The 26,470-nt window shown below is 35.7% G+C and carries 27 protein-coding genes; 12 read left to right on the plus strand and 15 right to left on the minus strand.

Going from position 1 to position 26,470, the window contains the following annotated elements; genetic code table 11:
• Nucleotides 1–2: 2 nt before the first annotated feature.
• Nucleotides 3–2,576: a type I DNA topoisomerase gene (gene topA, locus V5N68_RS02055; RefSeq protein ID WP_332065532.1), complete on the minus strand. Its 2,574-nt coding sequence runs from the start codon at nucleotides 2,574–2,576 to the stop codon at nucleotides 3–5.
• A 233-nt stretch (nucleotides 2,577–2,809) separates the two neighbouring features.
• On the opposite strand from topA, the gene V5N68_RS02060 reads away from it, so the two are divergent.
• Nucleotides 2,810–3,016, plus strand: a complete 207-nt coding sequence (locus tag V5N68_RS02060) for a hypothetical protein (RefSeq protein WP_332065533.1) — start codon at nucleotides 2,810–2,812, stop codon at nucleotides 3,014–3,016.
• Here V5N68_RS02060 and dprA read toward each other — a convergent pair.
• The 4 genes from dprA to V5N68_RS02080 are packed head-to-tail and all read right to left on the minus strand — an operon-like array spanning nucleotide 2,964 to nucleotide 7,032.
• On the minus strand, nucleotides 2,964–4,142 hold the full coding sequence (dprA, locus tag V5N68_RS02065) for a DNA-processing protein DprA (RefSeq protein ID WP_332065534.1): 1,179 nt from the start codon (nucleotides 4,140–4,142) through the stop codon (nucleotides 2,964–2,966). The genes V5N68_RS02060 and dprA overlap by 53 nt on opposite strands.
• Nucleotides 4,135–4,764: a glycerol-3-phosphate 1-O-acyltransferase PlsY gene (gene plsY / locus V5N68_RS02070; protein WP_332065535.1), complete on the minus strand. Its 630-nt coding sequence runs from the start codon at nucleotides 4,762–4,764 to the stop codon at nucleotides 4,135–4,137. Before plsY ends, dprA begins: the two co-directional genes overlap by 8 nt.
• A 10-nt stretch (nucleotides 4,765–4,774) precedes the next feature.
• Nucleotides 4,775–6,070: a dihydroorotase gene (locus V5N68_RS02075; RefSeq protein ID WP_332065536.1), complete on the minus strand. Its 1,296-nt coding sequence runs from the start codon at nucleotides 6,068–6,070 to the stop codon at nucleotides 4,775–4,777.
• Entirely contained in the window at nucleotides 6,067–7,032 is a 966-nt protein-coding gene (locus V5N68_RS02080) for an aspartate carbamoyltransferase catalytic subunit (RefSeq protein ID WP_332065537.1), read from the minus strand. Before V5N68_RS02080 ends, V5N68_RS02075 begins: the two co-directional genes overlap by 4 nt.
• Nucleotides 7,033–7,169: 137 nt before the next feature.
• On the opposite strand from V5N68_RS02080, the gene V5N68_RS02085 reads away from it, so the two are divergent.
• Entirely contained in the window at nucleotides 7,170–8,798 is a 1,629-nt protein-coding gene (locus V5N68_RS02085; protein ID WP_332065538.1) for an acyl-CoA dehydrogenase family protein, read from the plus strand.
• Here the strand turns inward: V5N68_RS02085 and ruvX are convergent.
• On the minus strand, nucleotides 8,783–9,262 hold the full coding sequence (gene ruvX / locus V5N68_RS02090) for a Holliday junction resolvase RuvX (RefSeq protein WP_332065539.1): 480 nt from the start codon (nucleotides 9,260–9,262) through the stop codon (nucleotides 8,783–8,785). The two genes, V5N68_RS02085 and ruvX, sit on opposite strands and share 16 nt — an antisense overlap.
• Before the next feature lie 149 nt (nucleotides 9,263–9,411).
• On the opposite strand from ruvX, the gene gatC reads away from it, so the two are divergent.
• Nucleotides 9,412–9,699 (plus strand): Asp-tRNA(Asn)/Glu-tRNA(Gln) amidotransferase subunit GatC, encoded by a 288-nt coding sequence (gene gatC, locus V5N68_RS02095; RefSeq protein WP_332065540.1) that lies wholly within the window; start codon nucleotides 9,412–9,414, stop codon nucleotides 9,697–9,699.
• 32 nt (nucleotides 9,700–9,731) lie between these two features.
• On the plus strand, nucleotides 9,732–11,216 hold the full coding sequence (gene gatA, locus V5N68_RS02100; protein WP_332065541.1) for an Asp-tRNA(Asn)/Glu-tRNA(Gln) amidotransferase subunit GatA: 1,485 nt from the start codon (nucleotides 9,732–9,734) through the stop codon (nucleotides 11,214–11,216).
• A 146-nt stretch (nucleotides 11,217–11,362) separates the two neighbouring features.
• Here the strand turns inward: gatA and V5N68_RS02105 are convergent, their stop codons facing one another.
• The 5 genes from V5N68_RS02105 to V5N68_RS02125 all read right to left on the minus strand — a co-directional run bounded on the left by V5N68_RS02105 (nucleotide 11,363) and on the right by V5N68_RS02125 (nucleotide 16,220).
• The gene (locus tag V5N68_RS02105; RefSeq protein ID WP_332065542.1) at nucleotides 11,363–12,073 is read right to left on the minus strand and encodes an ABC transporter ATP-binding protein; all 711 of its coding nucleotides are present in this window, start codon (nucleotides 12,071–12,073) and stop codon (nucleotides 11,363–11,365) included.
• Nucleotides 12,060–12,842: an ABC transporter ATP-binding protein gene (locus tag V5N68_RS02110; protein ID WP_332065543.1), complete on the minus strand. Its 783-nt coding sequence runs from the start codon at nucleotides 12,840–12,842 to the stop codon at nucleotides 12,060–12,062. The genes V5N68_RS02105 and V5N68_RS02110 overlap by 14 nt, the downstream gene beginning before the upstream one ends.
• On the minus strand, nucleotides 12,839–13,894 hold the full coding sequence (locus V5N68_RS02115; protein WP_332065544.1) for a branched-chain amino acid ABC transporter permease: 1,056 nt from the start codon (nucleotides 13,892–13,894) through the stop codon (nucleotides 12,839–12,841). Before V5N68_RS02115 ends, V5N68_RS02110 begins: the two co-directional genes overlap by 4 nt.
• Complete coding sequence (locus tag V5N68_RS02120) at nucleotides 13,894–14,964, minus strand: branched-chain amino acid ABC transporter permease (protein ID WP_332065545.1); 1,071 nt, start codon at nucleotides 14,962–14,964, stop codon at nucleotides 13,894–13,896. Before V5N68_RS02120 ends, V5N68_RS02115 begins: the two co-directional genes overlap by 1 nt.
• A 122-nt stretch (nucleotides 14,965–15,086) precedes the next feature.
• Nucleotides 15,087–16,220, minus strand: a complete 1,134-nt coding sequence (locus tag V5N68_RS02125) for an ABC transporter substrate-binding protein (RefSeq protein ID WP_332065546.1) — start codon at nucleotides 16,218–16,220, stop codon at nucleotides 15,087–15,089.
• Between the two features lie 292 nt (nucleotides 16,221–16,512).
• Between V5N68_RS02125 and V5N68_RS02130 the strand changes: the two genes are divergently transcribed.
• The 4 genes from V5N68_RS02130 to V5N68_RS02145 all read left to right on the plus strand — a co-directional run bounded on the left by V5N68_RS02130 (nucleotide 16,513) and on the right by V5N68_RS02145 (nucleotide 19,125).
• Nucleotides 16,513–17,088 (plus strand): cold-shock protein, encoded by a 576-nt coding sequence (locus V5N68_RS02130; protein ID WP_332065633.1) that lies wholly within the window; start codon nucleotides 16,513–16,515, stop codon nucleotides 17,086–17,088.
• 105 nt (nucleotides 17,089–17,193) lie between these two features.
• Nucleotides 17,194–17,709 carry a DUF192 domain-containing protein gene (locus V5N68_RS02135; protein WP_332065547.1) on the plus strand — a complete coding sequence of 172 codons (516 nt, stop codon included), beginning with the start codon at nucleotides 17,194–17,196 and terminating at the stop codon, nucleotides 17,707–17,709.
• Entirely contained in the window at nucleotides 17,699–18,472 is a 774-nt protein-coding gene (locus V5N68_RS02140; RefSeq protein WP_332065548.1) for an alpha/beta fold hydrolase, read from the plus strand. The genes V5N68_RS02135 and V5N68_RS02140 overlap by 11 nt, the downstream gene beginning before the upstream one ends.
• Nucleotides 18,473–18,912: 440 nt before the next feature.
• A complete protein-coding gene (locus tag V5N68_RS02145; RefSeq protein WP_332065549.1) occupies nucleotides 18,913–19,125 on the plus strand; it encodes a DUF3126 family protein in 213 nt (70 codons plus the stop codon).
• Between the two features lie 133 nt (nucleotides 19,126–19,258).
• On the opposite strand, the gene radC is transcribed toward V5N68_RS02145, so the two are convergent.
• The 3 genes from radC to sfsA are packed head-to-tail and all read right to left on the minus strand — an operon-like array spanning nucleotide 19,259 to nucleotide 21,610.
• Nucleotides 19,259–20,053 carry a RadC family protein gene (gene radC, locus V5N68_RS02150; RefSeq protein WP_332065550.1) on the minus strand — a complete coding sequence of 265 codons (795 nt, stop codon included), beginning with the start codon at nucleotides 20,051–20,053 and terminating at the stop codon, nucleotides 19,259–19,261.
• Nucleotides 20,054–20,070: 17 nt separating this feature from the next.
• Nucleotides 20,071–20,901 (minus strand): type I methionyl aminopeptidase, encoded by an 831-nt coding sequence (map, locus tag V5N68_RS02155; protein WP_332065551.1) that lies wholly within the window; start codon nucleotides 20,899–20,901, stop codon nucleotides 20,071–20,073.
• On the minus strand, nucleotides 20,894–21,610 hold the full coding sequence (sfsA, locus tag V5N68_RS02160) for a DNA/RNA nuclease SfsA (RefSeq protein ID WP_332065552.1): 717 nt from the start codon (nucleotides 21,608–21,610) through the stop codon (nucleotides 20,894–20,896). The genes map and sfsA overlap by 8 nt, the downstream gene beginning before the upstream one ends.
• Before the next feature lie 265 nt (nucleotides 21,611–21,875).
• Between sfsA and V5N68_RS02165 the strand changes: the two genes are divergently transcribed.
• From V5N68_RS02165 to ttcA, 4 genes are all read left to right on the plus strand, one after another.
• A complete protein-coding gene (locus V5N68_RS02165; RefSeq protein WP_332065553.1) occupies nucleotides 21,876–22,700 on the plus strand; it encodes an RNA methyltransferase in 825 nt (274 codons plus the stop codon).
• Nucleotides 22,701–22,705: 5 nt separating this feature from the next.
• Nucleotides 22,706–23,518, plus strand: a complete 813-nt coding sequence (murI, locus tag V5N68_RS02170) for a glutamate racemase (protein ID WP_332065554.1) — start codon at nucleotides 22,706–22,708, stop codon at nucleotides 23,516–23,518.
• Nucleotides 23,519–23,697: 179 nt separating this feature from the next.
• Nucleotides 23,698–24,315, plus strand: coding sequence for a 30S ribosomal protein S4 (rpsD, locus tag V5N68_RS02175; RefSeq protein ID WP_332065555.1), 618 nt, complete (start codon nucleotides 23,698–23,700; stop codon nucleotides 24,313–24,315).
• Between the two features lie 283 nt (nucleotides 24,316–24,598).
• Nucleotides 24,599–25,453, plus strand: a complete 855-nt coding sequence (gene ttcA, locus V5N68_RS02180) for a tRNA 2-thiocytidine(32) synthetase TtcA (protein WP_332065556.1) — start codon at nucleotides 24,599–24,601, stop codon at nucleotides 25,451–25,453.
• Nucleotides 25,454–25,760: 307 nt separating this feature from the next.
• Here the strand turns inward: ttcA and lexA are convergent, their stop codons facing one another.
• Entirely contained in the window at nucleotides 25,761–26,465 is a 705-nt protein-coding gene (gene lexA, locus V5N68_RS02185; protein WP_332065557.1) for a transcriptional repressor LexA, read from the minus strand.
• Nucleotides 26,466–26,470 lie beyond the last annotated feature (5 nt).

Below are 26,470 nucleotides of genomic sequence, written 5' to 3' on the forward strand. Positions count from 1 at the left end.
ATTTATTTCTCTTTTTTTTTGGTAGATGTTTTGGAAGAAGCTTTTCTTGAGGTATTTTTTTTATCGGATATTTTTGCTGATATAAGTTCTAAGGCTTCTGAAAGAACAAAATTAATGGGATCTTTGTTTTTTGGCAATGTTACATTAATTTTGTTCCAGTTAATGTAAGGGCCGTAACGCCCATCGCGTATAGTAATAGTTCCTCCTTCTGGATGTTCTCCTAATGTTACTAATGCTGCGGATGTTGTCTTGCTCCGCTTTATTTTGTTTTCTTGTTTTTCAGCAAGGACTGTAATAGCACGATTAATGCCAATATCAAAAATTTCATCCACATGGGAAAGAGGAGCATATTGCCCATCATGAGCAAGGTATGGGCCATAGCGTCCAATTGTGGCTGTTATCATTTTTCCTGTTTCAGTATGAATTCCAATTTCACGGGGCAGAGATATTAAGGATAAAGCTTTATTAAGAGTAATATTTTCTGTTTTCCACTCTTTTGGTAATCCTGCACGTTTAGCTTCTTTTCCTTCACCAAGTTGAATATAAGGTCCAAAACGGCCATTTCGAAGAGAGATATCCTTTCCTGTATTAGTATCTACACCAAGTATAACGGGTTCGTCATTGCGTATATTTTCATTTTCTTCTTCTGTTTCTGTGCCAAGTTGGCGTGTATATTTGCAGTTTGGATAATTGGAACAGCCAACAAATGCACCATACCGACCTAGTTTTAATGACAATTGACCGTCTGTACAAAGAGGGCAGGTACGGGTATCGCTTTTGTCTTCACGTATAGGAAAAACAAGGGGTGCTAATGTTACGTTCAAAACATCAAGAACATTTGTTATACGCAGTTCTTGGATGTTAGCAATAGACGCATTAAACTCATCCCAAAAATTACGTAAAACATCTTTCCAAAAAAGTTTTCCATCTGATATGAGGTCTAACTTTTCTTCAAGATCTGCTGTAAAACTGTATTCTACATAACGATTAAAAAAATTTTCAAGAAATGCTGTAACAATACGTCCCTTTACATCGGGAATAAGCTTTCGTTTCTCAATTACGATATATCCACGATCACAAAGTGTTGCTAATGTAGATGCATAAGTTGAAGGTCGGCCAATTCCTAATTCTTCAAGTTTTTTAATTAATGAAGCTTCAGAATAACGAGGAGGTGGCTCTGTGGTATGTTGTATTGCTTCAACCTTATTTTTTTTAAGTAATTCGCCAGTGTTAATTTGTGGCAATTGTGTTGATTCTTGTTCTTCATTACTTTCTTCGTCTTTTGAGTCTGTGTAGACAGAAAGAAAACCATCAAAACGAACGACTGAACCTGTTGCACGTAAATTGGCATGATTATCCTTTTGCTGTGCTTCAATTTCAATTACTGTACGTTCAATTTCAGCAGAACGCATCTGACTTGCAATAGCTCGTTTCCATATCAGTTCATAGAGCTTTGCTTGGTCACTATCAAGGAAATTGCTTACGTCATTAGGTGTACGTTGAAAGTCCGTTGGTCGTATAGCTTCGTGTGCCTCTTGTGCGTTTTTTGCTTTTGATGAATAAAAACGTGGTTTTTCAGGAATATAATTACTACCAAAAGATTCATGAATCACTTTGCGTGCTGAATCAATAGCTTCTGGCGCTATTTGTACACCATCAGTACGCATATAGGTAATAAGCCCCGCTGTTTCTCCCTTAATTTCAATGCCTTCGTACAGCTTTTGAGCAATTTGCATTGTACGAGAAGCTGAAAATCCTAATTTAGAAGAAGCTGCCTGCTGCAAAGTAGACGTTGTAAATGGAGGGGCAGGGTTTCTTTTTGTGGGCTTTGATTCAATATTTAATATACGGTACTTTGCTTCTTCTAATACAAGTTGAATTTGATCTGCTTGTTCTTGAGATTTAATATCAAGTCTGCCAATCTTTTTTTGATTAAACATTGTTAACTTTGCTTGAAAATCATCACTTCTGATGGTTTTAAAGTGTGTAATAATGGACCAATAATCTTCTTTGGTGAAGTGTTCTATTTCTAATTCACGGTCGCAAATAATACGTAAAGCAACTGATTGAACGCGACCAGCTGAGCGTGCACCAGGAAGTTTGCGCCATAAAACAGGTGAGAGTGTAAAACCAACAAGATAATCAAGAGCGCGACGTGCGAGATAAGCATCCACGAGTGATATATCAATATCACGTGGATTTCTCATAGCATCAAGTACAGATTTTTTAGTGATTGCATTGAATACAACCCGTTTAACAGGTTTATCATTTAGAACTTTTTTTTGGTTAAGAACATTTAAAATATGCCATGAAATAGCTTCTCCTTCACGGTCCGGGTCCGTTGCTAAGATAAGGCTATCAGCTTCTTTTACTGCTTTTGCTATTTCATTTAAGCGTTTAGCAGCGGCAGTACTAATATCCCATTTCATAGAAAAGTTTTCATCAGGCAAAACAGAACCATCTTTAGCAGATAAATCACGTACATGTCCAAATGACGCAACTACCTTATATTGAGACCCAAGGTATTTATTAATTGTTTTTGCTTTAGCTGGTGATTCAACGATAACTATATTCATAATTTTACCTGAATGTTGAAATAGAAACCTCCTCTATAAACTTCTTTCACGAGAATAGCTAATAACAATTGGTAAGAGTACGTAATATTGTACAACTTTTTGTTGTTATTATTTAAACATGCCCTATATGGAATTATATAACTTATTTCCCACGGTTAATATAAGAATACGGCGAAATATTAAAATGACATCTATTAAGAGGTGGAGGGGAAAATACTCAAGGATAGAGGATTATGTTTGTAAATCATTTAAAAGTTATCCAGTATATTACGGATATGTCAAAACAAATGAACTTAATGGCGCGTCAAACTCATAGTCCACTTTTGGCGCTACTTTTAGATATGGTGGCTAAAGAGGGACAGAGCATTATTAACAGTGCTGAAACCCTTAGGGAGGATTCGAATTCGACAATGACACATAACCGCCAGAGTGTCGAATAAGTTTGCCGGCAAGGTCAAGTTCAACTAACAAAAGATAGAGGTCTTGTAAGGCGATGCCCGAATGGGCGCTGAGTGTGTCCAAATCTATGGGAGTTGTTGAGAGCGATGAAAGAAGGGCAGCGCGTTCTTTTTCGTTGCCGAAAGAAGAGGGCGTGTCTTTTTTTATATCAGGTACGCTCCAGTTTTCCTCTTGAATTTGATAAGAAGTCGATTCTTCAAAAAAATTAAGCTGTGAATTAACAGAATTGGGGATAAGTGGGGTAAGTGCTTCGACTATGTCAGAAGGATGTGTGGTGAGTGAAGCTCCGTCTTTAATAAGGTTATTTGTTCCAATAGATCTCGGATCAAGAGGAGAGCCTGGAACGGCAAAAATTAATCGTCCCATTTCAGCAGCTTGGCGTGCAGTAATTAAGGAGCCTGATTGCATAGCGGCTTCTACAACTAAAAGGCCAAGTGATAGGCTTGCAATAATACGGTTTCTTCTAGGAAAATCGATTGCACGTGGTTTCCAACCAATAGGCATTTCACTGATAATTGCTCCGCCATTGGCAATAATATCTTCATATAATTTTTTGTTTTCGATAGGGTAGATATGATTAATTCCACCAGCCATAACTGCAATCGTACCTGTTAAAAGGCTTGTTTGATGAGCAATACTATCAATTCCACGGGCTAATCCAGAGACAATTGTGAAGTTAGCATTACCAAGAAAATGAGCAAATTGAGCAGCTATTTTTTTACCAGCGGCTGAAGCATTTCGAGAACCAACAATTCCAACAGAAGGTTTTTGGAAAACTGAGACATTGCCTTTTATGGCAATGAGAGGAGGTGATGCTTCTGTTCTTTTAAGAAGTGGTGGATAATCTGGTTCTCCTATACCTACAAATCGAATACCTAGTTTTTCTGCTTCTTGCATCTCCTGTTCAGCTTCTTCTAATGTTGCTATACGAAGAGGTGTACAAGAACCTCCTTTTTTACTAAGCTCAGGAAGTGCAGCTATAGCATTTTCTGCTGTTTTATAATGATCAATCAAATTATAAAAACTAACTGCCCCAATATTTTGGCTGCGCAATAACCGTAACCAATTCAGACGCTGATGATCAGTAAGAAGAATCCCTTTATTCATTTTTAATGCCAATCTTACTTTCTTCTCCAATAAATAATCTAATGATATTGGCATAATGCTTTATAATTACGAGTATACTCATTACGATCATCATACAATAAGTGTAAGAGTTTGGATAGAAAAAATAAAAAAACATAGGAGTTATAGTAACTGAAATGAGTGCAGATAATGAAGAGTAGCGCGTAAGTAGAAAAAATGTCATCCATACAGTAATAAAAACAATTGCTGCCGGCCAAAAAACTCCTAAACTCACACCAAGATAGGTAGCAACTCCTTTACCACCTTTAAATTTAAGCCATATCGGGAAAAGATGTCCCAGAAAAGTACAAAACCCAGCTAAAATAACAATAATATCATTTCCTGCAGGATAATCAAAAGATTTTGCGATGAGAACGGTAATAACTCCCTTTAATATATCACAAAAAAGAGTGAGAGCAGCAGCCTTTTTATTTTTTGTTCGTAAAACATTTGTTGCTCCAATGTTTCCAGAACCAATTGTTCTCACATCGTTCAGTTTGAATAGTTTTGTAAAAAGCAGTCCAGATGGGATAGATCCGATAAAATAGGATATTAAAAAGATGCACCATAGATAGAGTTGAAAATGTATTTCTACTTCGCTCATTAAAATCTCACTAATTACATTGATGTAATTTAAAAACTGATTGTCCTTTAATAAAGGTTTGGAGAACTCTCCCTTGAAAGAGAGCCTTTTCAAAAGGTGTATTTTTTGAATGTGAATACAGTTTATTTGTCGATACCACCCACGGTTCATCAAGGTCTACCAAAATGAGATCAGCATTAGCCCCTTTTTTAAGTGTTCCTGCATTCAAATTTAAAAGTCTTGCAGGCGCAGTTGATAACAGTTCAGTTAAGCGCAGCAAAGATATGTTGTTATTGTGATAAAGGCGTAAGGCTGCACTCAATAAAGTTTCCATACCAATGGCACCTGCAGTTGCATCACTAAACGGTAAATGTTTTTTATCAGTACTTTGAGGGTCATGTGAAGATACAATAACATCTATTGTTCCATCTTTGATTGCTTCAATCATTGCTAGACGATCTTCTTCTGCACGTAATGGAGGCATTAAACGGTAAAAGGTATGATACTCACCAATATCATTTTCATTAAGGGATAAGTGGTTAATGGATACAGCGGCCGAAATTTTTACATTATATTGCTTACTTAAGCGAATAGCATCAGCAGACATAGCTGTCGATATTTGTGCGGCATGATAGCGTGTTTGTGTCAATGCTGCTAATCGTAAATCTCTTTCAAGCGGAATAACTTCTGCTTCACGAGGTATTCCAGGAAGACCAAGCCAACTTGCTAGCAAACCTTCATTCATAACACCTTTCTCTGTAAGGTCATTATCTTGTGTTTCATGCATTAATGGAACATCAAAATCGCGTGCATAGGTCATTGCATGACGCATAACGGATGAACTTTGAAGTGTTTTTTTGCCTTCACTAAAAGCGATTGCTCCTGCATCTTTTAGTAACCCAAATTCAGTTATTTTCTGTCCATTAAAGCCTTGAGTAATAGCAGCAGCGGGATAAACATTAACCAATGATACTTTATGTGCTGTACATATAATGGATTTAATAAATGCGATATTATCAATGATTGTGTGTGTATCAGGCATCATGAGAAAAGAGGTAATTCCTCCTGCTGCTGCGGATTTGCTTGCTGATGCAATTGTTTCACTGTTTCTTCCTTGTCCAATAAAGACACGAGCATCAACAAGTCCAGGCAAAATTGCTTTATTTTGTGCATTAATAACCTTTGCTCCTTCTGGTATTCCTTGATTTTTTGCTTCTTTCCCAGCAGCTGTTATTAATCCATTTTCAATGATAACTGTCCCAATCTCATCAATTGTGCGTGAAGGATCAACAATACGAGCGTTTTGAAAAACGATAGGCCTAGTCATTTTCTTTCTCTGTTTTCTTTAAGGCGTGAATCCAATAAAGCTTCTATAACAGCCATGCGTATAGCAACCCCCATTTTTACTTGCGTATGAATCATACTTTGTGGTCCATCTGCTATATTTGATGAGATTTCTACACCACGGTTTATTGGACCAGGATGTAGAATAATGCAATCACTTTTCGCATAGGCTAAATTTTCTTCATGTAGACCAAAATAATGAAAATATTCATGAGTAGATGGAATAAAAGAACTTACCATACGCTCACGTTGCAAACGTAGCATCATGATAACATCTGCATCTTTGAGACCTTCTTTCATTGTATTAAAAACTTCAACACTCATATTTTCAATTCCTGCAGGTAAAAGTGTTGAAGGAGCGACAACGCGTACACGTGCTCCTAAAGTATTAAGACTAAGGATATTGGAACGCGCAACACGTGAATGTAAAATATCACCACAAATTGCAACAGTTAATCCTTCAATATGACCTTTTGCTCTTTTAATGGTTAAAGCATCTAATAAAGCTTGTGTTGGATGTTCATGGGCACCGTCACCAGCATTAATCATACAGCAATCAATTTTATGAGTTAACAAAGAAGCTGCTCCAGCACACTTATGGCGCAGAACTAATATATCTGGTTTCATTGCATTGAGGGTTGTCGCTGTATCAATTAGTGTTTCTCCTTTGTTTACGGATGAGTTGCCAACAGAAATATTGATAACATCTATTCCTAATTTTTTTCCAGCTATTTCAAATGAGGATTGTGTTCGTGTAGAAGGTTCAAAGAAAAGGTTAATTTGTGTACATCCACGGAATGTAGATTTTTTTTCATCAATTGTTTCAGGAAAGTCAACATTTGCATTTGCACGATTAAGTAATGTATCAAGGTCTTGCCTACTTAGACCTTTAATGCCTAAAAGATGTTGATGAGAGAAAATAGGAAAAAAAATATTTTGATTCATAGCATTCTTTTCTATCTCTATTTAAAGAGATTACGCAACTATTATCATATTGTTTGAATATGATAAATGTTTTTTAATTGAAAAAAAATTAATAATTTATGATATACGGATGATTTAAATAATAGGAATATGCCTCTATGAGTGCCGCATCTGCACAAAATGCCCGCCGAAAAAATGCATTTCTTAGTGATACGCTTATGTTTCGTATTGCTTCTACTTTACCTTCATTTTTATTGGCAAGCTTTGAAGAAATAGGAGACTTTGTATCTAGTCTTGAAGCAAGAGATTTATCTTATTTGGCAAACCGTTATCGGCCGGTATTGCGTTGTAATGATGGATGGGGAAATCTTACAGAACAGTTAGAGTTACACTCTTCCTATCAAGTATTGCAACAATATTCCAGACAAGCAGGTTTGGTTACTTCACTTTGGGAAAACACAGAGTCAGAAAATGGAGTACGCTATCAAGCACGGGCTATTCGCTTGGCTTTATCGGCTGGCTTAGAAACAGGGCATTTGAATGAAGTTATTATAACAAGTGCAGCTGTTGCAGTATTAATTAGCGATATTGAGTTATTTAAAAAATGGCAAAATGTTCTCCTATCGCGTGCATATGATTTGTCGCCTAAGCCCATTAATGACAAAAAAGCAGCTTCACTTACTTGTGCTTTTGATAATGTTGAGAAACGTGAAAAATATTTTTTAAACTTTCCAAGCGTTCAGAAAGTCTCTTTTGATGAAAAAATGGGGCGTGATCTCTATCGTTTAAATGCTGTAAAAACTAATGTTATTAATCCTACAGCCGATGGATATCTCGTTAGCGCAGATTTAAAAGGTGATTTAAGTTGCTTTTTAATTCCACGTTTGCAGGAAAATGGTGCATTAAATGGTACTATATCCATTCGCCATTTAATACAGCGCCCAGGAGAAATTTCAATGCCAGAGGGTGTTGTTGATTTTCAAGGATCCTATGGTTGGCTTTTAGGGAATGCTGGAGAAGGTACAAAGGCCATTAAAGATATTGAAACTATGATGCGTTTTGATCAATCAGTAATATCTGTAGGTGTCTTACGAGCAGCTCTGCAATTTGGCATCGATTTTTTTCGGAAGAAAACACCCAATCAACCTTTGCCACCTTTAACAGAGCGTATTTTTGCAGATATTGCGCTTGATATTGCTGCTTCACAGGCATTGGTTTTTCGTTTGGCGCGGGCATTTGATAATGCTGCAAACGATCGCTTTGAAGCAGCTTTTGCCCGTATTATGACGCCTATTATTGCTTATCATGTGAGCCAATTGGTTATTCCCATTATTGGTGAAATTGTTGCGCAGCTTGGGACAGAAAGTTTCATAGAGGGTAATCCTTTATCGCAGATGTTGTGTAGTGGACCTGCCCGAACTGTAAGAAATAGTTCTGCTAATCAATTAATAAAGGATTCAATTCTCATAGCTGAAAAAGCACCTGGATTATTTCAAAAATTATTGGAAAGAGTTGCAGTTGATATTGGGCCAGCGGGATCTCGAGCAATTGAAATTATTAAGTCTGCGGTAGGGATGGCTTCAACAAATGAGGGAGCAGGTAGATTTTTTGTTGAACAAGTAGCATATGCAGTTGCGGCTGCATCTTTACATTCACTAAACATAGATCACGTTGCAAACGCCTATATGGAAAGCCGTCTTGGAGGCCAATGGAGATCTTCCTATGGTATGCTGATTGCACGATATAATGCAGGACATTTGTTGAATGTTCTTTATCCTTCTGTTTGACTAATAGCTTTGATTCTATGGAGAGCACCTTGCAATATAAAGGCGGCAGCAGCGGAGTCGATGCGGGTTGTTCTTTTACTGCGTGATACATCCATTTCTAAAAGGTAGCGTTGTGCAGCAACTGTTGACAAACGCTCATCCCAAAAAATGAATGGAGTTTTTGTATAAGCCGCCATATTACTGACAAAAGTCTTGGTTGCTTGAACACGAGGACCACTGCTTCCATTCATATTAAGAGGTAAACCAATGATGGCAACTCCTACATTTTCTTTTTTAAAGACTTGTACAAGCGCATGAGCATCTAGCGTAAATTTCTTTCTTTGAAGTGTAGAACGTGGATTTGAAAAAGTTAGACCAATATCAGAAATTGCAATTCCAATGGTTTTTGTCCCTAAATCTAAGCCCGCTATTGTTTGCTTGGGTAAAAGATGCTTAGTAACTTCTTCTATGTTAATAACTGTCATGTGATCTATAATTTAAGTTTTTAATATTTTGGATTTGAGTTTAAATTTTCTATTTTAAATATCAATATTCTTGCGCTTACAAACACAGCCTTGTATAGCCAAAGTATGAATACACAAACGTCAAAACAAAAAAAGTAGAAAGGCGTAGTATGTCGGTTGATAAAGAAACAGTCAAGCGGGTGGCACATCTAGCACGTATTGCTGTCCATGACGATGAAGTAGAGCGTATGACGAAAGAGTTTAATGTTGTTTTAGACTTTGTAAGACAGCTTAATGAAGTTGATGTCAGTGGAGTGGAACCATTAACCTCAGTAACTTCGATGGCTTTACGTATGCGTGAAGATGTTATCACAGATGGTAATAAAGCGGAAGACATCGTGGGAAATGCGCCTGTTTCTGAAGAAAATTTCTTTCTTGTCTCAAAAATTGTCGAGTAATTTTATTATATTTAAAAAATTTGAGAATCAATATGACTGACTTAACAACCTTAACAATTGCACAAGCCCGTGATGCTTTAGTAAAAAAAGATTTTAAAGCAACTGAATTAACAGAAGTTTATTTAAAAGCAATTGAATTGGCGAATCCAATTTTAAATGCTTATGTGGCAATAACAGAAGAGCAAGCAATGAAAATGGCTGCCGAATCAGATAGTCGCTTAATTAAAGGGCAGGGGGGTATTTTAGAGGGAATTCCATTGGGAATTAAGGATATTTTTGCAACACAAGGTGTTCACACTCAAGCCTGCTCATATATGCTTAAGGACTTTAAACCACAATATGAATCGACTGTGACTGCTAATTTATGGAAAGATGGGGCGGTTATGTTGGGCAAGCTTAATATGGATGAGTTTGCTATGGGTTCTTCCAATAAAACATCATATTATGGTCCGGTTGTTAATCCATGGAGAAAAAAAGGCTCTGATGAAAAACTTGTACCAGGCGGTTCTTCAGGCGGTTCTTCAGCTGCTGTTGCTGCACAACTTTGTACAGGTGCAACAGGAACTGATACTGGTGGGTCAATACGTCAGCCGGCAGCCTTTACTGGTAGCGTTGGAATAAAACCGACTTATGGACGGTGTTCGCGGTGGGGGATTGTTGCTTATGCTTCGTCGCTTGATCAGGCTGGTCCCATAGGACGTGATGTGCGTGATTGTGCAATTATGCTTAAGTCTATGGCTTCTTTTGATGAAAAAGATTCAACTTCTGTTAATTTACCAGTGCCTGATTATGAAAGTTATCTTGGTCAATCAATTAAAGGAATGAAAATTGGTATTCCAAAAGAGTGTTATATCGAAGGGCTATCTACTGAAATTATTGAATTGTGGAAAACTGGAATGAGTTGGTTAAAGGATGCGGGAGCAGAGATCGTTGATATTTCACTCCCTCATATACAGTATGCCTTGCCTGCTTATCATATAGTGGCTTCTGCAGAAGCATCTTCTAATTTGGCGCGTTATGATGGTGTTCGTTTTGGGCTTCGTATGCCAGGAAAAGATATTACTGAGATGTATAAAAATACACGTTCAACAGGTTTTGGTAATGAAGTTAAACGGCGTATTTTAATTGGAACTTATGCTCTTTCAGCAGGTTGTTATGACACTTATTATCTTAAAGCCCAAAAAGTTAGAACATTAATAAAACGTGACTTTGATCACTGTTTTGCAGACGGTATTGATGCTATTTTAACACCGATGACACCAACACCAGCATTTGGTATTTTTGATGAAAAAGTTAAAAGTGGTACTTTAACAATGTATCTTAATGATATTTTTACTGTGCCAGTTAATATGGCAGGTTTACCAGGAATTTCTGTTCCTGCAGGTTTATCATTGGATGGCTTACCATTAGGGTTACAATTAATTGGAAAGCCTTTTGCAGAGGAAATAATTTTTCAAATAGCTCATGTTATAGAAAAGGAAGCGGGAACTCTAAGTGCTAAAAAATGGTGGATATGAAATCAAAAATTTGATTCCTCTATGCAAACACAACTTTATATCATATAATTTTATATAAAGTTGAGTGCTTTAAATAAAGTGAAATGGAAAAAAATAATATAAACTGCAAGCTTTAATATTAATGATTCATGTGGCTTAAATATTTATCATCCGCCAAGATAAGCTTTTTTGACACGTGGATCAGAAAGCATGGCTTTTCCTTCACCGTGAAATAGAACTTGTCCTACTTCCAAAACATAAGCGTAATCAGCAATGGAAAGGGCTGCAAACGCATTTTGCTCAATAAGAAGAACAGTTTTTCCCATTTCATTAATTTTTCGAATAATTGAAAAAAGTTCCTGTACAAGAAGTGGCGCTAAGCCTAGGGATGGTTCGTCCAATATTACAGTATCAGGATTACTCATAAGCGCGCGACCTACAGCTAGCATTTGCTGCTCACCACCTGACATGGTACCACTTAATTGTTTTGATCTTTCACGTAAACGTGGAAACATATCAAATATCCATTCAATATCACGAGCAACGCTTGCTTTATCAGTACGAATATAAGCTCCTAATTGTAAATTTTCTAAAACAGTGAAATAAGGTACAATACGCCTTCCTTCAGGACTAAGAGCAATGCCTAATCGCAAAATTTTTTCTGACGGACTTTTTATAATAGACTGGTTTTTATAAATTATGTCTCCAGTAACTGATTTATTAAGTCCCATAATAGAACGCGCAATACTGCTCTTTCCTGCTCCATTCGCACCGATTAAAGTAACTATACTTCCCTTTTTAATAGACATAGAGAGATCATAAACAGCTTGAATGCTACCATAATGAACATGAAGGTTTTTTATTTCAAGAATATTCATGTATATCTCCACCAAGATAAGCTTCAATAACCTTAGGCTCATTACGAATCTCATTAGGCGTACCACCAGCTATACAGCGGCCATATTCGAGTACATAAATATATTCGCAAAGCCCCATAACGACTTTCATATCATGTTCAATGATTAAAATGGTCAGGTTAAATCTTTTTCTTATTTTGTCTATAAATTGCCTTAGCTCTTCACTTTCTTGAGGATTCATGCCGGCTGCAGGCTCATCAAGAAGAAGCAACTTTGGTTTTGTTGCTAATGCCCGAGCAATTTCTAAACGCCGTTGCGCACCATAAGGTAGGGTAGTTGCTAATTGGTCAGCAAGGTGATCAAGTTGAAACCATTCAAGAAGTTCCATTGAACTTTTATAAAGCTCATTTTTTTCTTTAACAGCATTTGGTAAAAATAAAGCTGAAGCAAACCACGGTTGTTTTTGTCTAACATGAGCGCTAACCATGACATTTTGTAATACTGTTAATCCTGAAAAGAGTCGAATATTTTGAAATGTTCGTGCAATGCCGCGTTTACATATGATGTGCGGCGACAGTTTATAAATTTCCTGTTTATCTAAAAGAATTTTTCCACTTGTAGGCACATAAAAACCAGAAATTATATTAAAAACAGTAGTTTTTCCTGCACCATTAGGGCCAATTAAGCCAGTGATTGTTTCACGCTGAATTTCCATGTTAACATTATTTACAGCAATCAATCCATCAAAATTCATTACAATATCATGCAGCGAAAGAATAGTATTCTTCATGGTTTTTCCTTATTAAGAGTTTTTCTCTTCATTAAAAAATAGTAAATTCCATTCCATGAAAATTCACGCTGACCTAATAACCCCTTTCTCCAAAATAAAATAATTGCTAGTAACAAAAGCGAAAAAATAACCATACGCAGACCTGGAACCCCTGGGATACATATGAATCCTAAGTCTATGGGATTTTCAATAATACGAAACCATTCTAATGCTATCGTAATGATAATACTTCCTATAATACTACCTGTTACAGAACCAAGGCCACCAGCAACAACAGTCATTAAAATATTAAAAGTTAATAGGAAGTTAAACATTTTTGGATCTATAGACGAAATAAGAGCAGCCATTAATGCACCTCCAATACCAGCAAAAAATGCACCAGTAGTAAAGGACATGATACGATAGAAAAATGCATTGATCCCCATTGTTTTTGCAGCAATTTCATCATCACGAATAGCGCGCAATACGTTTCCAGTATTACTTCGTAGCAAAAAAACAATAAAAACAACTGTAAATGCTAACCAACCATAGTTCCACCATAATGTAGCATTCTGTGGTATCCCTTTTATTCCCAATGCACCATTCGTTAAAGAAGTAGCATTGACGATAATGATGCGAATAATTTCTGCAAAACCTAATGTTGCTATTGCGAGATAATCACCACCAAGCCGCAATATTGGAAGAGCAATTAATAAACTTATAACTGCTGCACATAAGCCACTTACAATAACAGCTGCGAAAAACGGTAATTGCATATAGCGCAACGGTTCAGCTATAGGTTCAAGAATCCACATTATTTCTTTTTGTTCAGGAGAAAGAAGCAAAATAGCACATGTATAAGAACCGATAGCAATAAAACCTGCATGCCCAAGAGAGAGCATGCCTGTAAATCCATAAATTAAGTTAAGAGAGATAGCTAATATAGCATTGATAGCAATAAGATTGATAATACGAAGCGTGTAGTCGTTGAAATGACTTCCAGCATAAAATAAAAAAGCTATAATGATTATAATACCAATAAGTGATAAAAGAATCGCTGTTGATTTCGCCATCAAACTTTCTCCTGATTTTTTTTGCCCATCAAACCATTAGGCATAAATAATAGGATAAGAATTAATAAAATGAAGGCAAAAGCATCTCTATATCCAGATAGAATTGGAAAGAAGGCGATAGTCATAATTTCAATAAATCCTAACAACAGTCCACCAAACATTGCCCCTGGAATTGATCCAATCCCTCCAACAACAGCAGCTATAAATGCTTTTAATCCAGGGAAAATACCCATGTAAGGCTGAACTTGAGGGTAACGTAAAGCCCACATAATCCCTGAAATAGCTGCCAACGCTGATCCTATAGCAAATGTTAATGCAATAACCTTATCGACTGAAATACCCATTAGGCGAGCGACTTCAATGTTATGAGAAATCGTTCGCATAGCAAGACCAGGCTTCGTATTATTAACAATCCACAACAACAAAACAACAAGAATAAATGAAATAATAGGAACTATGATAGACATAGGAACGATGCGAGCTACACTGTCTGGTCCTAAATGCCATTCAATTGGTGTTACAAAAAAACTTGGCTGCTTTACACTTTTAGGGACACCACTAAAGAGAACAGTTGCTAAATTCTCGATAAGAAAAGAAACACCAATCCCACCAACAAGAGCTGAGACACGTGGAGCGTCACGCAAAGGTTTATAGGCAAATCGATCAATAGAAATACCTATAGCACTTGTAATAAAAACTGAAAAACAGACCGCCAAAACCCAAACTGGTGCAAAATCTTGAGGAGCAATTTTTAAATAATAAACAAATCCAATAGTAAGAATTAAAAAAAGACAAATCCAATGAATTTGAGGTCGTTTTTTAAATCCTATAAATACTGAGTAATACATGAGAATAGCTAGTAATACAAGAAGAGTAGCAACCCAAGCAGGCATAAAACTAACTGTAGAAAAGAAAACAAAATATGCGCCTAGCATAAAAATATCGCCATGGGCAAAATTAATTAATCTTAAAATACCATAGACCATGGTGTAACCAATCGCTATAAGCCCATAAAGCGACCCTAATGCAAGCGCATTAAAAAAGTACTGGATGAACATTTCAGTGCTCATCTCTCATCCTTCCATACTATAATTATACAAGATGAAATGCTATGTTTTTGTTTTATTATTTTGATTAATTTTTAAATACATAGCATATTTTATTTGAACGATTCATCTTCCAAAAACGTTTCTCAAACGTCGGATTCTACTTCACCTAAATAGACACGTTTTCCACCTTTTATTTCAATTACACCAACTGGCATTATAGGGTTGTGGTTTTTATCGATAGATATTTTGCCAAAAGGTGTTTGGAAATTTTTCAATTTTCCAAGTTCTCTCGTAATATCTTCACGATTAGCGCTGCCCGCATTTTCAATGGCTTTCATAATCATTGTGTAACTTACATAGCCAGCAACTGCGTTCATATTCGTTTTTTCATTAGGATAGGTTTCTTGCCATTCTTTAGTAAACTGTTGTGCAGCTTCTGACATATTTGGCATATCCTCATCGTAGGCTAGCGTAGTGTGTAAAAAGCCTTCTGCAGATTCTCCAGCTATTGTCACCGTTTCAGGGTTATCCATAGCATCAGCACCCATAATACGAAACTTTGCACCTAATTCACGTGCTTGCTTTAGAATAATAGCACCTTCAGAAAAATAAGAAGTGATGAATAAGATATCAGGCTTCTTCGCTATAATTTGCATAAGAGCAGCTGAAAAATCTTGATCTCCAGAGTTATAATTCAAGTTCGCGATAATTTCACCACCTAATTGTTTAAATGATTTTCCAAAATAATTTGCAAGACCAACACCATAATCACTTGATATATCTTTTAGTATTGCTGCTTTTTTTGCGTGCAAAGTTTTAATTGCATAGGCTGCTGCGCTTTCACCTTGGTAAGAATCAGTAAAAGATGCACGGAAATAGTACTTTTTACCGAGCGTTATTAGTGGATTTGTTGCTGAAGATGCTACAACGGGAGTTTTCGCTTTTTCAGCTACTTCTCCACCAGCCAAAGATAATGAAGAGCCATAACTTCCAATGATCGCGTTAACTTTATCATTAGCGGTTAAACGCATGATAGCATTAGCAGCTTCCACTTTATCAGATTTATTATCAACTATAATGAGCTCAACCTTACGGCCTAATACTTCCGGAATTTTTTTATGTGCTAATTTTATACCTGCACCCTCAAGCTCTCCCCCAAAAGCAAACGGCCCGGTTAAAGGGAGATACACACCAATCTTAATAGGTTCGCTTGCATAAACATTTGTTATAAATGTCATTATTATAGCGAATACAACAAAAATTTTTTTTAATTGCATTGCATGCCTCCCTTTTTAGTAGCAAATTTCTCGCACCTTATCTTGAACTTATTCATTATGCAAGTTTCATTCGTGAAAATATAACTGTGTAAAAAGTCTTTTATGTCGTCTATTTTATTAAGAAAACGTACAACGTATTTTAAAATATTTTTATAGGCCTATATAAATACGTGAGATGCGACAATGTGGGGAAATCTTATCTTGGGACTTGCGTGTTAATGTAGGAACGATATTTACTTACACGAAAGAATCAATGTGGTGTAATTTAGACCTAACGGGATCGCGTTTTATTATGACGAGTAAGGATGCATTAAAAGATCATTTCATATCTGAGGACGGTTTAGGCGCTTGTGGTGAAATTATTGAGATTAGTGGCGTCATTAAGTGGTTTGATGGGAGTAAAGGTTACGGCTTTATTTTACCTGATTTACCGGGATTTTCAGATATATTGTTGCACGTCACAGTAATGCGGAGGGATGGTTTTCAAACGGCGTTAGAAGGGGCAAAAATCGTTTGCGCTGTAGAAAAAACTGAGCGAGGATTGAAGTGTGTTCAAGTCAAGTCTATAGATTGCTCATCGGCTGTTCATCCTTCTGAGATTCCACCACGTACACATGTCATCGTAACACCAGAAAGTGGTTTAGAACGTGCAATCGTTAAGTGGTTTAATCGTGATAAAGGGTTTGGTTTTCTTAGTAGAGGGCAAGGAACGGAAGATATTTTTATTCATATGGAAACGCTGCGTCGTTTTGGTTTAGCAGAGCTTCGTTCTGGTCAGGTCGTTCTTGTTCGCTTTGGCAAAGGGAAAAAAGGTTTGATGACAGCTGAAATTTACCCGGATATGGGGATTCCATTTGCTACACATTAATTTGATATTGAATTGATTATCTCATTTTTGTTCCGCTTTTAAAATTCTGCAGCTTTTCATTTTATGTAATAGAGCTAATGGGGTTGTGATGGAGAAGGGGTGTCAATGTTCAATCGAAAAGGAATAGTTGTTTTCTTGGGGCTGTCTTTTCTATTAGTAGCTGGTATAGGTTTAATAAAAAAACCAATAAAGATTCCTGTACATCCAGTTCCTTTAGTAATAAAAACAAAACGGGGTGCAGTTATATATAAAGTGGAACTTGCTTTTACGGCATTGCAATCATCAACTGGTTTGATGTACCGCACTGATTTTCCACGTGATCGTGCAGTGCTTTTTAAGAATCGGGTGAATGATCAAAAAAGTGAGCAGGAAATGTTTATGTGGATGGCAAATACACCCTTGCCTTTAGATATGATTTTTTTAAATGCTGAAGGAACCATTGTTTCAATTGTTGAAAAGACGGAGCCGTTTTCAACGGATATAATTTCGTCAAAAGTGCCTGCAACTTTTGTTATTGAAGTTAATGCTGGTGAAGTTTCTGAAAAACAGATACAAAAAGGACAACGTGTTATTCATTCTGCTATTTGTGGGGAGTGTAAAAGTAATAAAAATGACCGCTGAAAATGTTTGTTTTTTTGAATATGATGGTTTACGCTTTGCTTATCGGGAAGAAGGTCAGGGTACACCTGTTTTATTGATTCATGGTTTTGGTTCTTCTGCATATATAAATTGGTATGCAACCGGTTGGTTTCGTATTCTTGTTGAAGCAGGATACCGTGTTATTGCTCTTGATAATCGTGGGCATGGAGATTCATGTAAAAGCTATGATCCTTCTTTTTATACACCTCAAGCTATGGCTTGTGATGCTGTTAGATTATTACAGCATTTAAAATTATCTCGAGCTCATGTTATGGGGTACTCTATGGGTGCTAGAATCAGTGCATTCATGGCTCTTCTTCATCCAACATATGTACATAGTGTTATTTTTGGTGGTTTAGGAATTGGTATGGTAACAGGAGCAGGGGATTGGAAACCTGTTCATGAAGCCTTGTTGGCGGAAGATATTTCTACCATTACCAATGCGCGCGGTTTAATGTTTCGTAAATTTGCAGATCAAACTAAGAGTGATAAACGTGCTCTTGCAGCTTGTGTTATTACGTCAAAACAAGAACTAACGGTATCTGAAGTGTATGAAATTAAGCAACCTGCACTCGTTGCTGTTGGTTCATTAGATGATATTGGTGGTGCGTCAGAACCGCTCGTTGCATTATTGCCTCATGGTGAATCTTTATCAATTCCTGATCGAGACCATATGCTTGCTGTGGGAGACAAAATCTATAAAAAAGGGGTAATCGATTTTCTTTCTCGTTATCCTATTTTTTAAACAGTTTATAGGTTAAATCGTTAACAAAAGAATTTCGTCTTTATTTATTCTTTCAGAACTTATTTTATTTGGTATTAGAGTCTATAAAATGGATTTTATGATAAGTAACCCTCTTATAAGAGGAGCGCGTTTTTATTTAGCTTTGTATCAGATAAAAAATTAATGGCTAGTATTCGATATTTTATTAAAATATAATTATAATTAAAGAAACTACAGATAAGAGTTTCTTTTAATTTGCAATTTTATTTGTGTAAATAAGTTTTGGAGTGGTTAGTTTTAAAATAAAAGCATTTTAGCGAAAGTGTTAGGTGGTTTTTCTTTTAATACATGTTATAAAATATAAATTGAATATTAAAGTTTTGATCATCTTTATAAAATTATAAAAAGTTCTTATTGGACAAAAAGAATTAATTTATGATCTCTAATAATAGGAGAGTGTAGTGAATGCTGATGAAATAAAAAAACTTGACAGTTATTTTAAAAATACATTCCAAAATTCAGCATTACAGGTAAGAAAGCGGCCTAAAAAAGATGATTCTTGTGAAGTTTATATCGGGGATGAGTTTTTAGGTATCATTTATCGAGATGAAGATGAGGATGAATTGTCATACAATTTTTCAATGGCCATATTAGATATAGATTTAGAAAATTAAACGATTTAAAATAATTGAATGAAACCTTTTATATGTTTAATTTCTAAATATTTTGCTTATAAGCTATATTACAATTTTTTTAAAACTGTAGTAGAGGCATTAGTGCTGTTCTGTATATATGTGAATTAAAGGGTCATATAAGTTTCAATGCTTTAAAGCTTGTGTGGCTGTTACGAGCAATAATAAGATGATCATGAACAATAATTCCTAATGCGTTTGCTGCATCTTTCAATCTATATGTCATTGATATATCTGCTTGAGAAGGTGAAGCATTACCGGACGGGTGATTATGTATTAAGATAAGTCCTGAGGCAGATAATTGCAAAGCTCGAGAAATTACTTCACGAGGATAAACAGGTGTATGATCAATAGTTCCAGTCTGTTGTACCTCATCTGCAAGTAAACCATTTTTCTTATCAAGAAATAAGACGCGGAACTGTTCACGTGTTTCATGAGCCATAACAGCTTTACAGTAAGCTAATACTTTATCCCACGATGAAAAAATATCACGTTTAAATAATTGTGTACGGGCAAGACGTCCGGCTACATCTGAGATAATTTTTAAATCAATTGCAGTGGCTGGACCACATCCAGGAATTTCCTGAAGTCTATAAATATCTGCACCTAATACATCAGCCAATGATCCAAAATATTCTATTAAGTTTTTAGCTATTGGTTTTGTGTTTGCTCGAGGAATAGTACGAAAAAGTAATAACTCAAGATATTCATAATCTTCAATTGCATTTCCTTTTGTCTTTAAATAACGTTGGCGAAGACGTTCACGATGACCATGGTAATACTTATGCGTTGGCGATCTTTTTTTAAGCTTTTTATTTTTCTCTTCCGTTATTGGGTTAAGCGAAGAATCCAATTTCGATGCAGAATAATTGCTTTGATTGTTTTCCTTTTTCGTTATTTTTTTAGCCATAACATTTCTACATTGACTTAGATATGTGAATTTGAAATATAAAAAATTCCTTTGGGAGACTCAGTAAATATTTCACATCCTTCATTTGTTACACCGATTGTGTGTTCATATTGTGCAGTAAGAGATCGATCACGTGTAACGGCGGTCCAACCATCGGATAGAATTTTAACTTGTGGTTTACCAAGATTGATCATGGGTTCGATAGTAAACATCATCCCCTGCTTTAGCTCTATTCCTTCTCCAGGCTTTCCATAATGCAGAATATTAGGTACGTCATGGAAAAGTTGACCAATTCCATGTCCACAAAAATCTCTTACAACTGAACATCGCTCAGATTCTGCAAAATGTTGAATAGCTGCACCAATGTCACCTGTAGTTGCTCCAGGTTTAACTACAGAAATTCCTCTCATGAGACTTTCATGAGTTATTTTGAGTAGACGTTCTGCAGCTCTTCTAATTTTTCCAACAGGGTACATACGGCTTGAATCACCGTGCCAGCCATCGAGAATAAAAGTTACATCAACATTAACAATATCGCCTTCTTGTAAAGGTCTTTTATTCGGGATTCCGTGGCAAACAACATGATTAATGGATGTACAACATGAATGGCTATATCCATGATAATTTAAATCAGCAGGTAGAGCTCCTCGTTTAACGCCAAAAATAAATACAAAATCATCAATTTCTTGTGTGGTTACGCCAGGTTTAATAATATCTGTGAGTGCATCAAGACATTCTGCGGCAATACGACCAACTTCACGCATTTTAGTAAAAGCATAGTCATCAAAAATGCGTATTTTTCCATTTAAACTTAAGGGTATTTTGTTATATTCAATATAATTAATCATTATTTTTTCTGTTTTCTATTTCCACTTGATGAATCGGGAAAATACCTTCTGTACTTACGTGACATTTTACAGCATAAAATTCTACCCCCGATTTGAGTGCTGAATCAAATTTGCTTCCATAAATGGGGTCAAGATCATGGCAAACTGCAAAAGAGGAGCAGTCTTCCCGTTGAATTACATAGAGCATAGCAGCTCTTTTCCCTTGTTGTACAATTTTTGTAAGTTCATCAAGATGACGTGCACCGCGCTTTGTTTCAGTGTCAGGAAATTCCGCTATTCCTTTCTTGCGAATAAAATGAACATTTTTTATTTCTAAATAACAGTCGGGGAAGGTGTTATCACGCAAAAGAAAATCAATACGTGACTTTGTCCCATAGTATTGTTCTTTTAAAATTGTTTTGTATCCGTTTAATTCTGGCAATAGTCCATTTTGGATTGCTTCTAGTGCAAGTTTATTCGGTAAAGTTGTGTTGATGCCAACCAAAGTATTATTCGCTTCAACAATTTCTAATTGGTACGAATATTTTCGCTTAGAATTATTGTTGTATGAAAGCCAAATGTTGGAGTTACTAATTGTTAATCCAAGCATTGATCCTGTATTAGGAACTGAAACGGTGAAGATATTCTGGTCATCTTGTTTAACATCTGCAAGAAAACGTTTATAACGGCGAATAAGTTTTGCAGGAAAGAGTTTAGAAGTAAAGAGCATAACTTTTTTTAAAGCGCATGATATTATAATGCAACTCAAATTATAGCTCGCAATAATTTATACCATGTATTAGTTCAGTGGGGGGGAACTATTATGGTAATTTACATAATTTAAGTGCAAGAATTCATTTGCAATTTTTTAGGAGTTTTTATTTAATTTATTAATGCTAAGTAAAAAATAAAATTGATTATAGTTTGTTAATAAAATGACTGTTTTGTACAAAAAGTCAGTAATATAGCATAATTGGTAAAATTAGGTGAGATTGATGGCTGGAACAAATAAGAGTCGTGAAAATTTAACAAATGGCCCAGCCATTATTTTAGTTGAGCCGCAATTGCCAGAAAATATTGGTATGGTAGCAAGAGCAATGGCAAACTTTGGGCTCTCCAAGCTCCGATTGGTAAAACCGCGAGAAAAATTTCCAAATACAAAGGCTAAAGCTGCAGCGAGTAAAGCGGATCATGTAATTGATGATGCAAAGATTTTTGATACGTTGCGTGATGCAATTGCAGACTTGAATTATGTTTTTGCTACAACAGCTCGTGAAAGATGTGGTTTTAAGACTGTAAAAAGTGCTGTTGAAGCAGCGAGTATATTGCGTCAACGCGAAAATATTGGACATAAAACGGGTATTTTATTTGGAAGAGAAAGATGGGGATTAGAAAATGATGAAATTAGTTTGATTGATGAAATAATAACTTTTCCAGTGAATCCTGCTTTTGCATCACTTAATATAGCTCAAGCAGTTTTGCTTATGGCTTACGAATGGATGAAATCAGGTTTACAGGATATAAACGATACAGCTTTTCGTGCAGCAGAAATGAAGCCGGCTGATAAAGCAACATTTCATGGTTTTTTATCTCAATTAGAAGATGCTTTAGATATGCGTGGATATTTTAGACCCAAAGAACGAAAAGAAGTAATGACTGCAAATATGCGTTCTGTTTTTACACGCGCTAACTTTAGTGAATCCGAAATTTATTTGTTGCGGGGAATTGTGTCCTCATTAGATCATTTTTCTCCTCAATGTCCGCGGGGAAGTGGAGCACCAGAAGGGCGTGATCGTAAAAAAAATCAAAATAAGTGTTAAAATCGATGTCTCAACAATCTATCCTTTTTTTTGATAGTGGAATTGGTGGTTTAACTGTTTTGAAAGAGATGCGCGTTCTTATTCCTGAAGCTCAGTTTATTTATGTAGCTGATGATGCAGGATTTCCTTATGGAAACTTAGAAGAAGATATTTTAAAAGATCGTATTTTAATGCTGTTTGCAAATCTTTTAACATATTACAATCCCACTTTGTGCGTGATTGCTTGTAATACCGTTTCTACATTGATGATAAAAGAATTGCGAGAGCATTTTCCACATATGCTATTTGTTGGAACTGTTCCTGCAGTAAAATTAGCCGCTAAACAAACAAAGTCTGGTTTTATTTCTATATTAGCCACTCCTGGAACAGTTAAGCGTGCATATACACATGAATTAATTAATTCGTTTGCTGGACAATGTCATGTTCAGCTTGTTGGAAGTAAAAAACTTGCTGAATTTTCTGAAGATCATTTACGTGGAAAACCTATAGATTCTGAGAAGTTACGTCATGAAATTTTACCATGTTTTGTGGAAAAAGATGGTAAATACACCGATATCATCGTTTTAGCTTGTACACATTATCCGTTTTTAATTAACTTATTGCGTAAACAAGCTTTATGGCCAGTTAGATGGATTAATCCAGCAAAAGACGTCGCTAAGCATGCAAGGTCATTGCTGCCGGAAAAAATATCTCGCAAAGATATAAATAAATATAAAGATTTTGCTTTATTTACATCAGAAAATATAACTCCTTCAACTAAGAATTTGTTAAAAAGATTTGGCTTAGAGATAGTGAAAAGAGTTGACTTTTTAGTATAAGATAATAGTATCACTCGAGATTTTTCTTTCGGAAAATGGTGTTCATTAACGTGTCCCGTGGGTAGCTTTGCAGATTATATGTTGAGATATTATCCTGTCAGTCTTTAATTTTAAGGCAGAGGAGGGCGCGTTTCCTGAAAATCTAGTAGCAGTATCTTGTGTTTAAAAAGGGAAATGCGATGAGTAAACGTGAAACAACTAAGTATAAAATTGATCGCCGTATGGGAGAGAATATTTGGGGACGGCCAAAATCTCCTGTTAATCGCCGCGATTATGGTCCAGGTCAACATGGTCAGCGCCGTAAAGGAAAGCTTTCTGATTACGGTGTGCAATTACGAGCTAAGCAAAAATTGAAAGGGTTTTATGGTGATATTTCAGAGAAGCAGTTCCGTAAAATTTACCAAGAAGCTGCTCGTCGCCGTGGTGATACTGGAGAAAATTTCATCGGGCTTTTAGAATCGCGTTTGGATGCTATTGTTTATCGAGCAAAATTTGTACCTACAATTTTTGCTTCCCGTCAATTTATAAATCATGGCCACGTTAATGTGAATGGTCGACGCACAAATATTCAGTCATATCGCTGCAAGCCTGGTGATGTTATTGAGGTTCGAGAAAAGTCGAAACAGCTTGTTTTGGTTTTAGAGTCTGTCCAATTGGCAGAGCGTGATGTGCCCGAGTACATTGAAGCTGATCATAACCAAATGAAAGCAACGTTTACCCGTATTCCTGCTTTTATGGATGTTCCCTACGCTGTACAGATGGAGCCTAATTTAGTTGTTGAGTTTTATTCTCGCTAAATTTTATAAGAGAGATAGTACTCTTTCTGTGCGTGGGGTACTATTTTAGCTTCGCTGAAGATATTGAGTTTTAAACACAGGGTCATGCTATCTTGTTGTTGTGTTAGTAGCATGGTCTATATGGATATATTTTTTACTTGATCCTATAGCATCTTAATAATTAGAATCAATATAGTTTAAGTTGGCTTTATATTAATTATACCTATTTTAGTGCATAATAATTTTTATTTTATATTGTGCAGATATGGTGTTTATGGGTACTCCATCAGTTAAGTGTCATACAATGAAAAAGAACGTAAATAAGGTTGATTCTTTTGTAGAAGGAGTTGATGATTGTCACCCAATATTCCGGACTGCACCTTCAACTGTTGAGTTTAATAAACTGCGTAAACGACTTTTACGCCATATGCGGCAAGCATTAGATGATTTTTCGATGCTTTCTTCTGGAAAAAAGTGGCTTGTTGCTTTGTCAGGTGGAAAGGATTCTTATGGCTTATTAGCGCTTCTTTTAGATTTAAAGTGGCGTGGGCTCTTGCCTGTTGAGATTTTAGCTTGTAATCTTGATCAAGGGCAACCAGGCTTTCCAAAACATATTCTTCCAAATTTTTTAAATTCTTATCAAATTCCGTATCGCATTGAATACCAAGATACCTATTCAGTTGTTACAGATAAATTAAATCATACTCAAACATATTGTTCGCTTTGTTCTCGGTTGCGACGGGGTAATTTGTATAGAGTTGCACGTGAGGAAGGATGCTCTGCATTGGTTCTTGGTCATCATCGAGATGATGTTTTAGAAACGTTTTTTATGAATTTATTTCATGGTGGTCGATTAGCGGCTATGCCGGGAAAGCTTATAAATGATGAAGGAGATATTTTTATTTTGCGTCCTCTTGTCTATGCAGCTGAGGAAGATATGCAAAAACTTTCTCAAGCAATGCAGTTTCCCATCATTCCTTGTAGACTTTGTGGTAGTCAGGATGGTTTACAGCGTAATTTAATGAAGGAAATGTTAAACAATATTGAAAAAAGAATGCCTGGGCGTAAAGATACAATGATTCGTGCTTTAACAAATGTGCGTCCCAGCCATTTACTTGATAAAAAGCTTTTTGATTTTGAAAGTTTATTAAAATATTAAATATAAAAAATAAAATTTTAATTTTTTTATAGTTTTGAATAGCAATATTATAAATTTATAAAACGATAATTTTAAAGAGAATATTTTTCCTCACATGATAATAGTATTTCGTATAATGTGTTGTTTATAGGGGGAAGAATATTATCTAAGATGTTAATTTATTCTTATTAACTTACTAAAAATTAGTATTTTGTTATTATAGATACATTAGATATGATAAACAATATTTTATTGAAAATAACAATAATCAACGTATACAATATACTCGATGATTTTTTACCATATATAAAAAATGTCCGAAATATTTTTAATATTTGCGAATAAGTCCGATAACTTTTCCTTGTATTTGTATACGTTCAGATTTATATATACGCGTTTTGTAACGGGAATTTGCCGCTTCCAATAAAACAGAAACTCCTTCATATCTATAACGTCTTAAAATCACTTCTTTTTTGTCAATAAGCGCAATAACAATTTCACCTGATGTTGCTGCACTTTGGCATTTAATAATGATAATATCTTTATCAAGAATACCAGCTTCAGTCATAAAGTCCCCTTTAACTTCTAAAGCGTAATGTCCACCCAAACTAATCATATTTTGTGGTAAAGAAAGCGTACTCGTTTGTTGTAGTATAGCAGTAATAGGTACATCAGCAGCGATACAACCCATAATGGGAATGGTAACGTTTTTTTTATCCTCTGAATTAAATTCACTCAAATTTTGTGATACTTCTCTTTTATTTTTTTCTATTATACGGGGGAAAATTTTACGTGCTGAAGAAAGGTTAAATGTTATCTTCTCAGGGAATCGAATCACTTCCATTGCGCGAGCACGATTAGGCAGGCGGTGTATGAAACCCCGCTCTTCTAGAGCTGTAACAAGTCTATGAATACCAGATTTTGAAGCAAGTTCTAAAGCGGCTCTCATTTCATCAAAAGAGGGAGGAATACCGGTTTCTTTTGTATGATTATAAATGAACAGGAGAAGCTCATATTGTTTATATGTAAGCATTAAAC

This window comes from Bartonella eidoli, assembly GCF_036576145.1.
In the GTDB taxonomy this organism is placed as follows: Bacteria; Pseudomonadota; Alphaproteobacteria; order Rhizobiales; family Rhizobiaceae; genus Bartonella.

What these genes read in the sequence shown, in the direction of transcription:
- V5N68_RS02060 (WP_332065533.1), top strand. Translation starts at nt 2,810, where the DNA reads ATGTTTGTAAATCATTTAAAAGTTATCCAGTATATTACGGATATGTCA.
- V5N68_RS02120 (WP_332065545.1), bottom strand. Translation starts at nt 14,964, where the DNA reads ATGAGCACTGAAATGTTCATCCAGTACTTTTTTAATGCGCTTGCATTA.
- gatC (WP_332065540.1), top strand. Translation starts at nt 9,412, where the DNA reads ATGTCGGTTGATAAAGAAACAGTCAAGCGGGTGGCACATCTAGCACGT.
- sfsA (WP_332065552.1), bottom strand. Translation starts at nt 21,610, where the DNA reads ATGCTCTTTACTTCTAAACTCTTTCCTGCAAAACTTATTCGCCGTTAT.
- lexA (WP_332065557.1), bottom strand. Translation starts at nt 26,465, where the DNA reads ATGCTTACATATAAACAATATGAGCTTCTCCTGTTCATTTATAATCAT.
- V5N68_RS02135 (WP_332065547.1), top strand. Translation starts at nt 17,194, where the DNA reads ATGTTCAATCGAAAAGGAATAGTTGTTTTCTTGGGGCTGTCTTTTCTA.
- V5N68_RS02110 (WP_332065543.1), bottom strand. Translation starts at nt 12,842, where the DNA reads ATGAAGAATACTATTCTTTCGCTGCATGATATTGTAATGAATTTTGAT.
- V5N68_RS02105 (WP_332065542.1), bottom strand. Translation starts at nt 12,073, where the DNA reads ATGAATATTCTTGAAATAAAAAACCTTCATGTTCATTATGGTAGCATT.
- V5N68_RS02140 (WP_332065548.1), top strand. Translation starts at nt 17,699, where the DNA reads ATGACCGCTGAAAATGTTTGTTTTTTTGAATATGATGGTTTACGCTTT.
- ttcA (WP_332065556.1), top strand. Translation starts at nt 24,599, where the DNA reads ATGAAAAAGAACGTAAATAAGGTTGATTCTTTTGTAGAAGGAGTTGAT.
- V5N68_RS02075 (WP_332065536.1), bottom strand. Translation starts at nt 6,070, where the DNA reads ATGACTAGGCCTATCGTTTTTCAAAACGCTCGTATTGTTGATCCTTCA.
- topA (WP_332065532.1), bottom strand. Translation starts at nt 2,576, where the DNA reads ATGAATATAGTTATCGTTGAATCACCAGCTAAAGCAAAAACAATTAAT.
- map (WP_332065551.1), bottom strand. Translation starts at nt 20,901, where the DNA reads ATGATTAATTATATTGAATATAACAAAATACCCTTAAGTTTAAATGGA.
- rpsD (WP_332065555.1), top strand. Translation starts at nt 23,698, where the DNA reads ATGAGTAAACGTGAAACAACTAAGTATAAAATTGATCGCCGTATGGGA.
- gatA (WP_332065541.1), top strand. Translation starts at nt 9,732, where the DNA reads ATGACTGACTTAACAACCTTAACAATTGCACAAGCCCGTGATGCTTTA.
- radC (WP_332065550.1), bottom strand. Translation starts at nt 20,053, where the DNA reads ATGGCTAAAAAAATAACGAAAAAGGAAAACAATCAAAGCAATTATTCT.
- dprA (WP_332065534.1), bottom strand. Translation starts at nt 4,142, where the DNA reads ATGAATAAAGGGATTCTTCTTACTGATCATCAGCGTCTGAATTGGTTA.
- V5N68_RS02080 (WP_332065537.1), bottom strand. Translation starts at nt 7,032, where the DNA reads ATGAATCAAAATATTTTTTTTCCTATTTTCTCTCATCAACATCTTTTA.
- V5N68_RS02125 (WP_332065546.1), bottom strand. Translation starts at nt 16,220, where the DNA reads ATGCAATTAAAAAAAATTTTTGTTGTATTCGCTATAATAATGACATTT.
- ruvX (WP_332065539.1), bottom strand. Translation starts at nt 9,262, where the DNA reads ATGACAGTTATTAACATAGAAGAAGTTACTAAGCATCTTTTACCCAAG.
- murI (WP_332065554.1), top strand. Translation starts at nt 22,706, where the DNA reads ATGTCTCAACAATCTATCCTTTTTTTTGATAGTGGAATTGGTGGTTTA.
- V5N68_RS02085 (WP_332065538.1), top strand. Translation starts at nt 7,170, where the DNA reads ATGAGTGCCGCATCTGCACAAAATGCCCGCCGAAAAAATGCATTTCTT.
- V5N68_RS02130 (WP_332065633.1), top strand. Translation starts at nt 16,513, where the DNA reads ATGACGAGTAAGGATGCATTAAAAGATCATTTCATATCTGAGGACGGT.
- V5N68_RS02115 (WP_332065544.1), bottom strand. Translation starts at nt 13,894, where the DNA reads ATGGCGAAATCAACAGCGATTCTTTTATCACTTATTGGTATTATAATC.
- V5N68_RS02165 (WP_332065553.1), top strand. Translation starts at nt 21,876, where the DNA reads ATGGCTGGAACAAATAAGAGTCGTGAAAATTTAACAAATGGCCCAGCC.
- plsY (WP_332065535.1), bottom strand. Translation starts at nt 4,764, where the DNA reads ATGAGCGAAGTAGAAATACATTTTCAACTCTATCTATGGTGCATCTTT.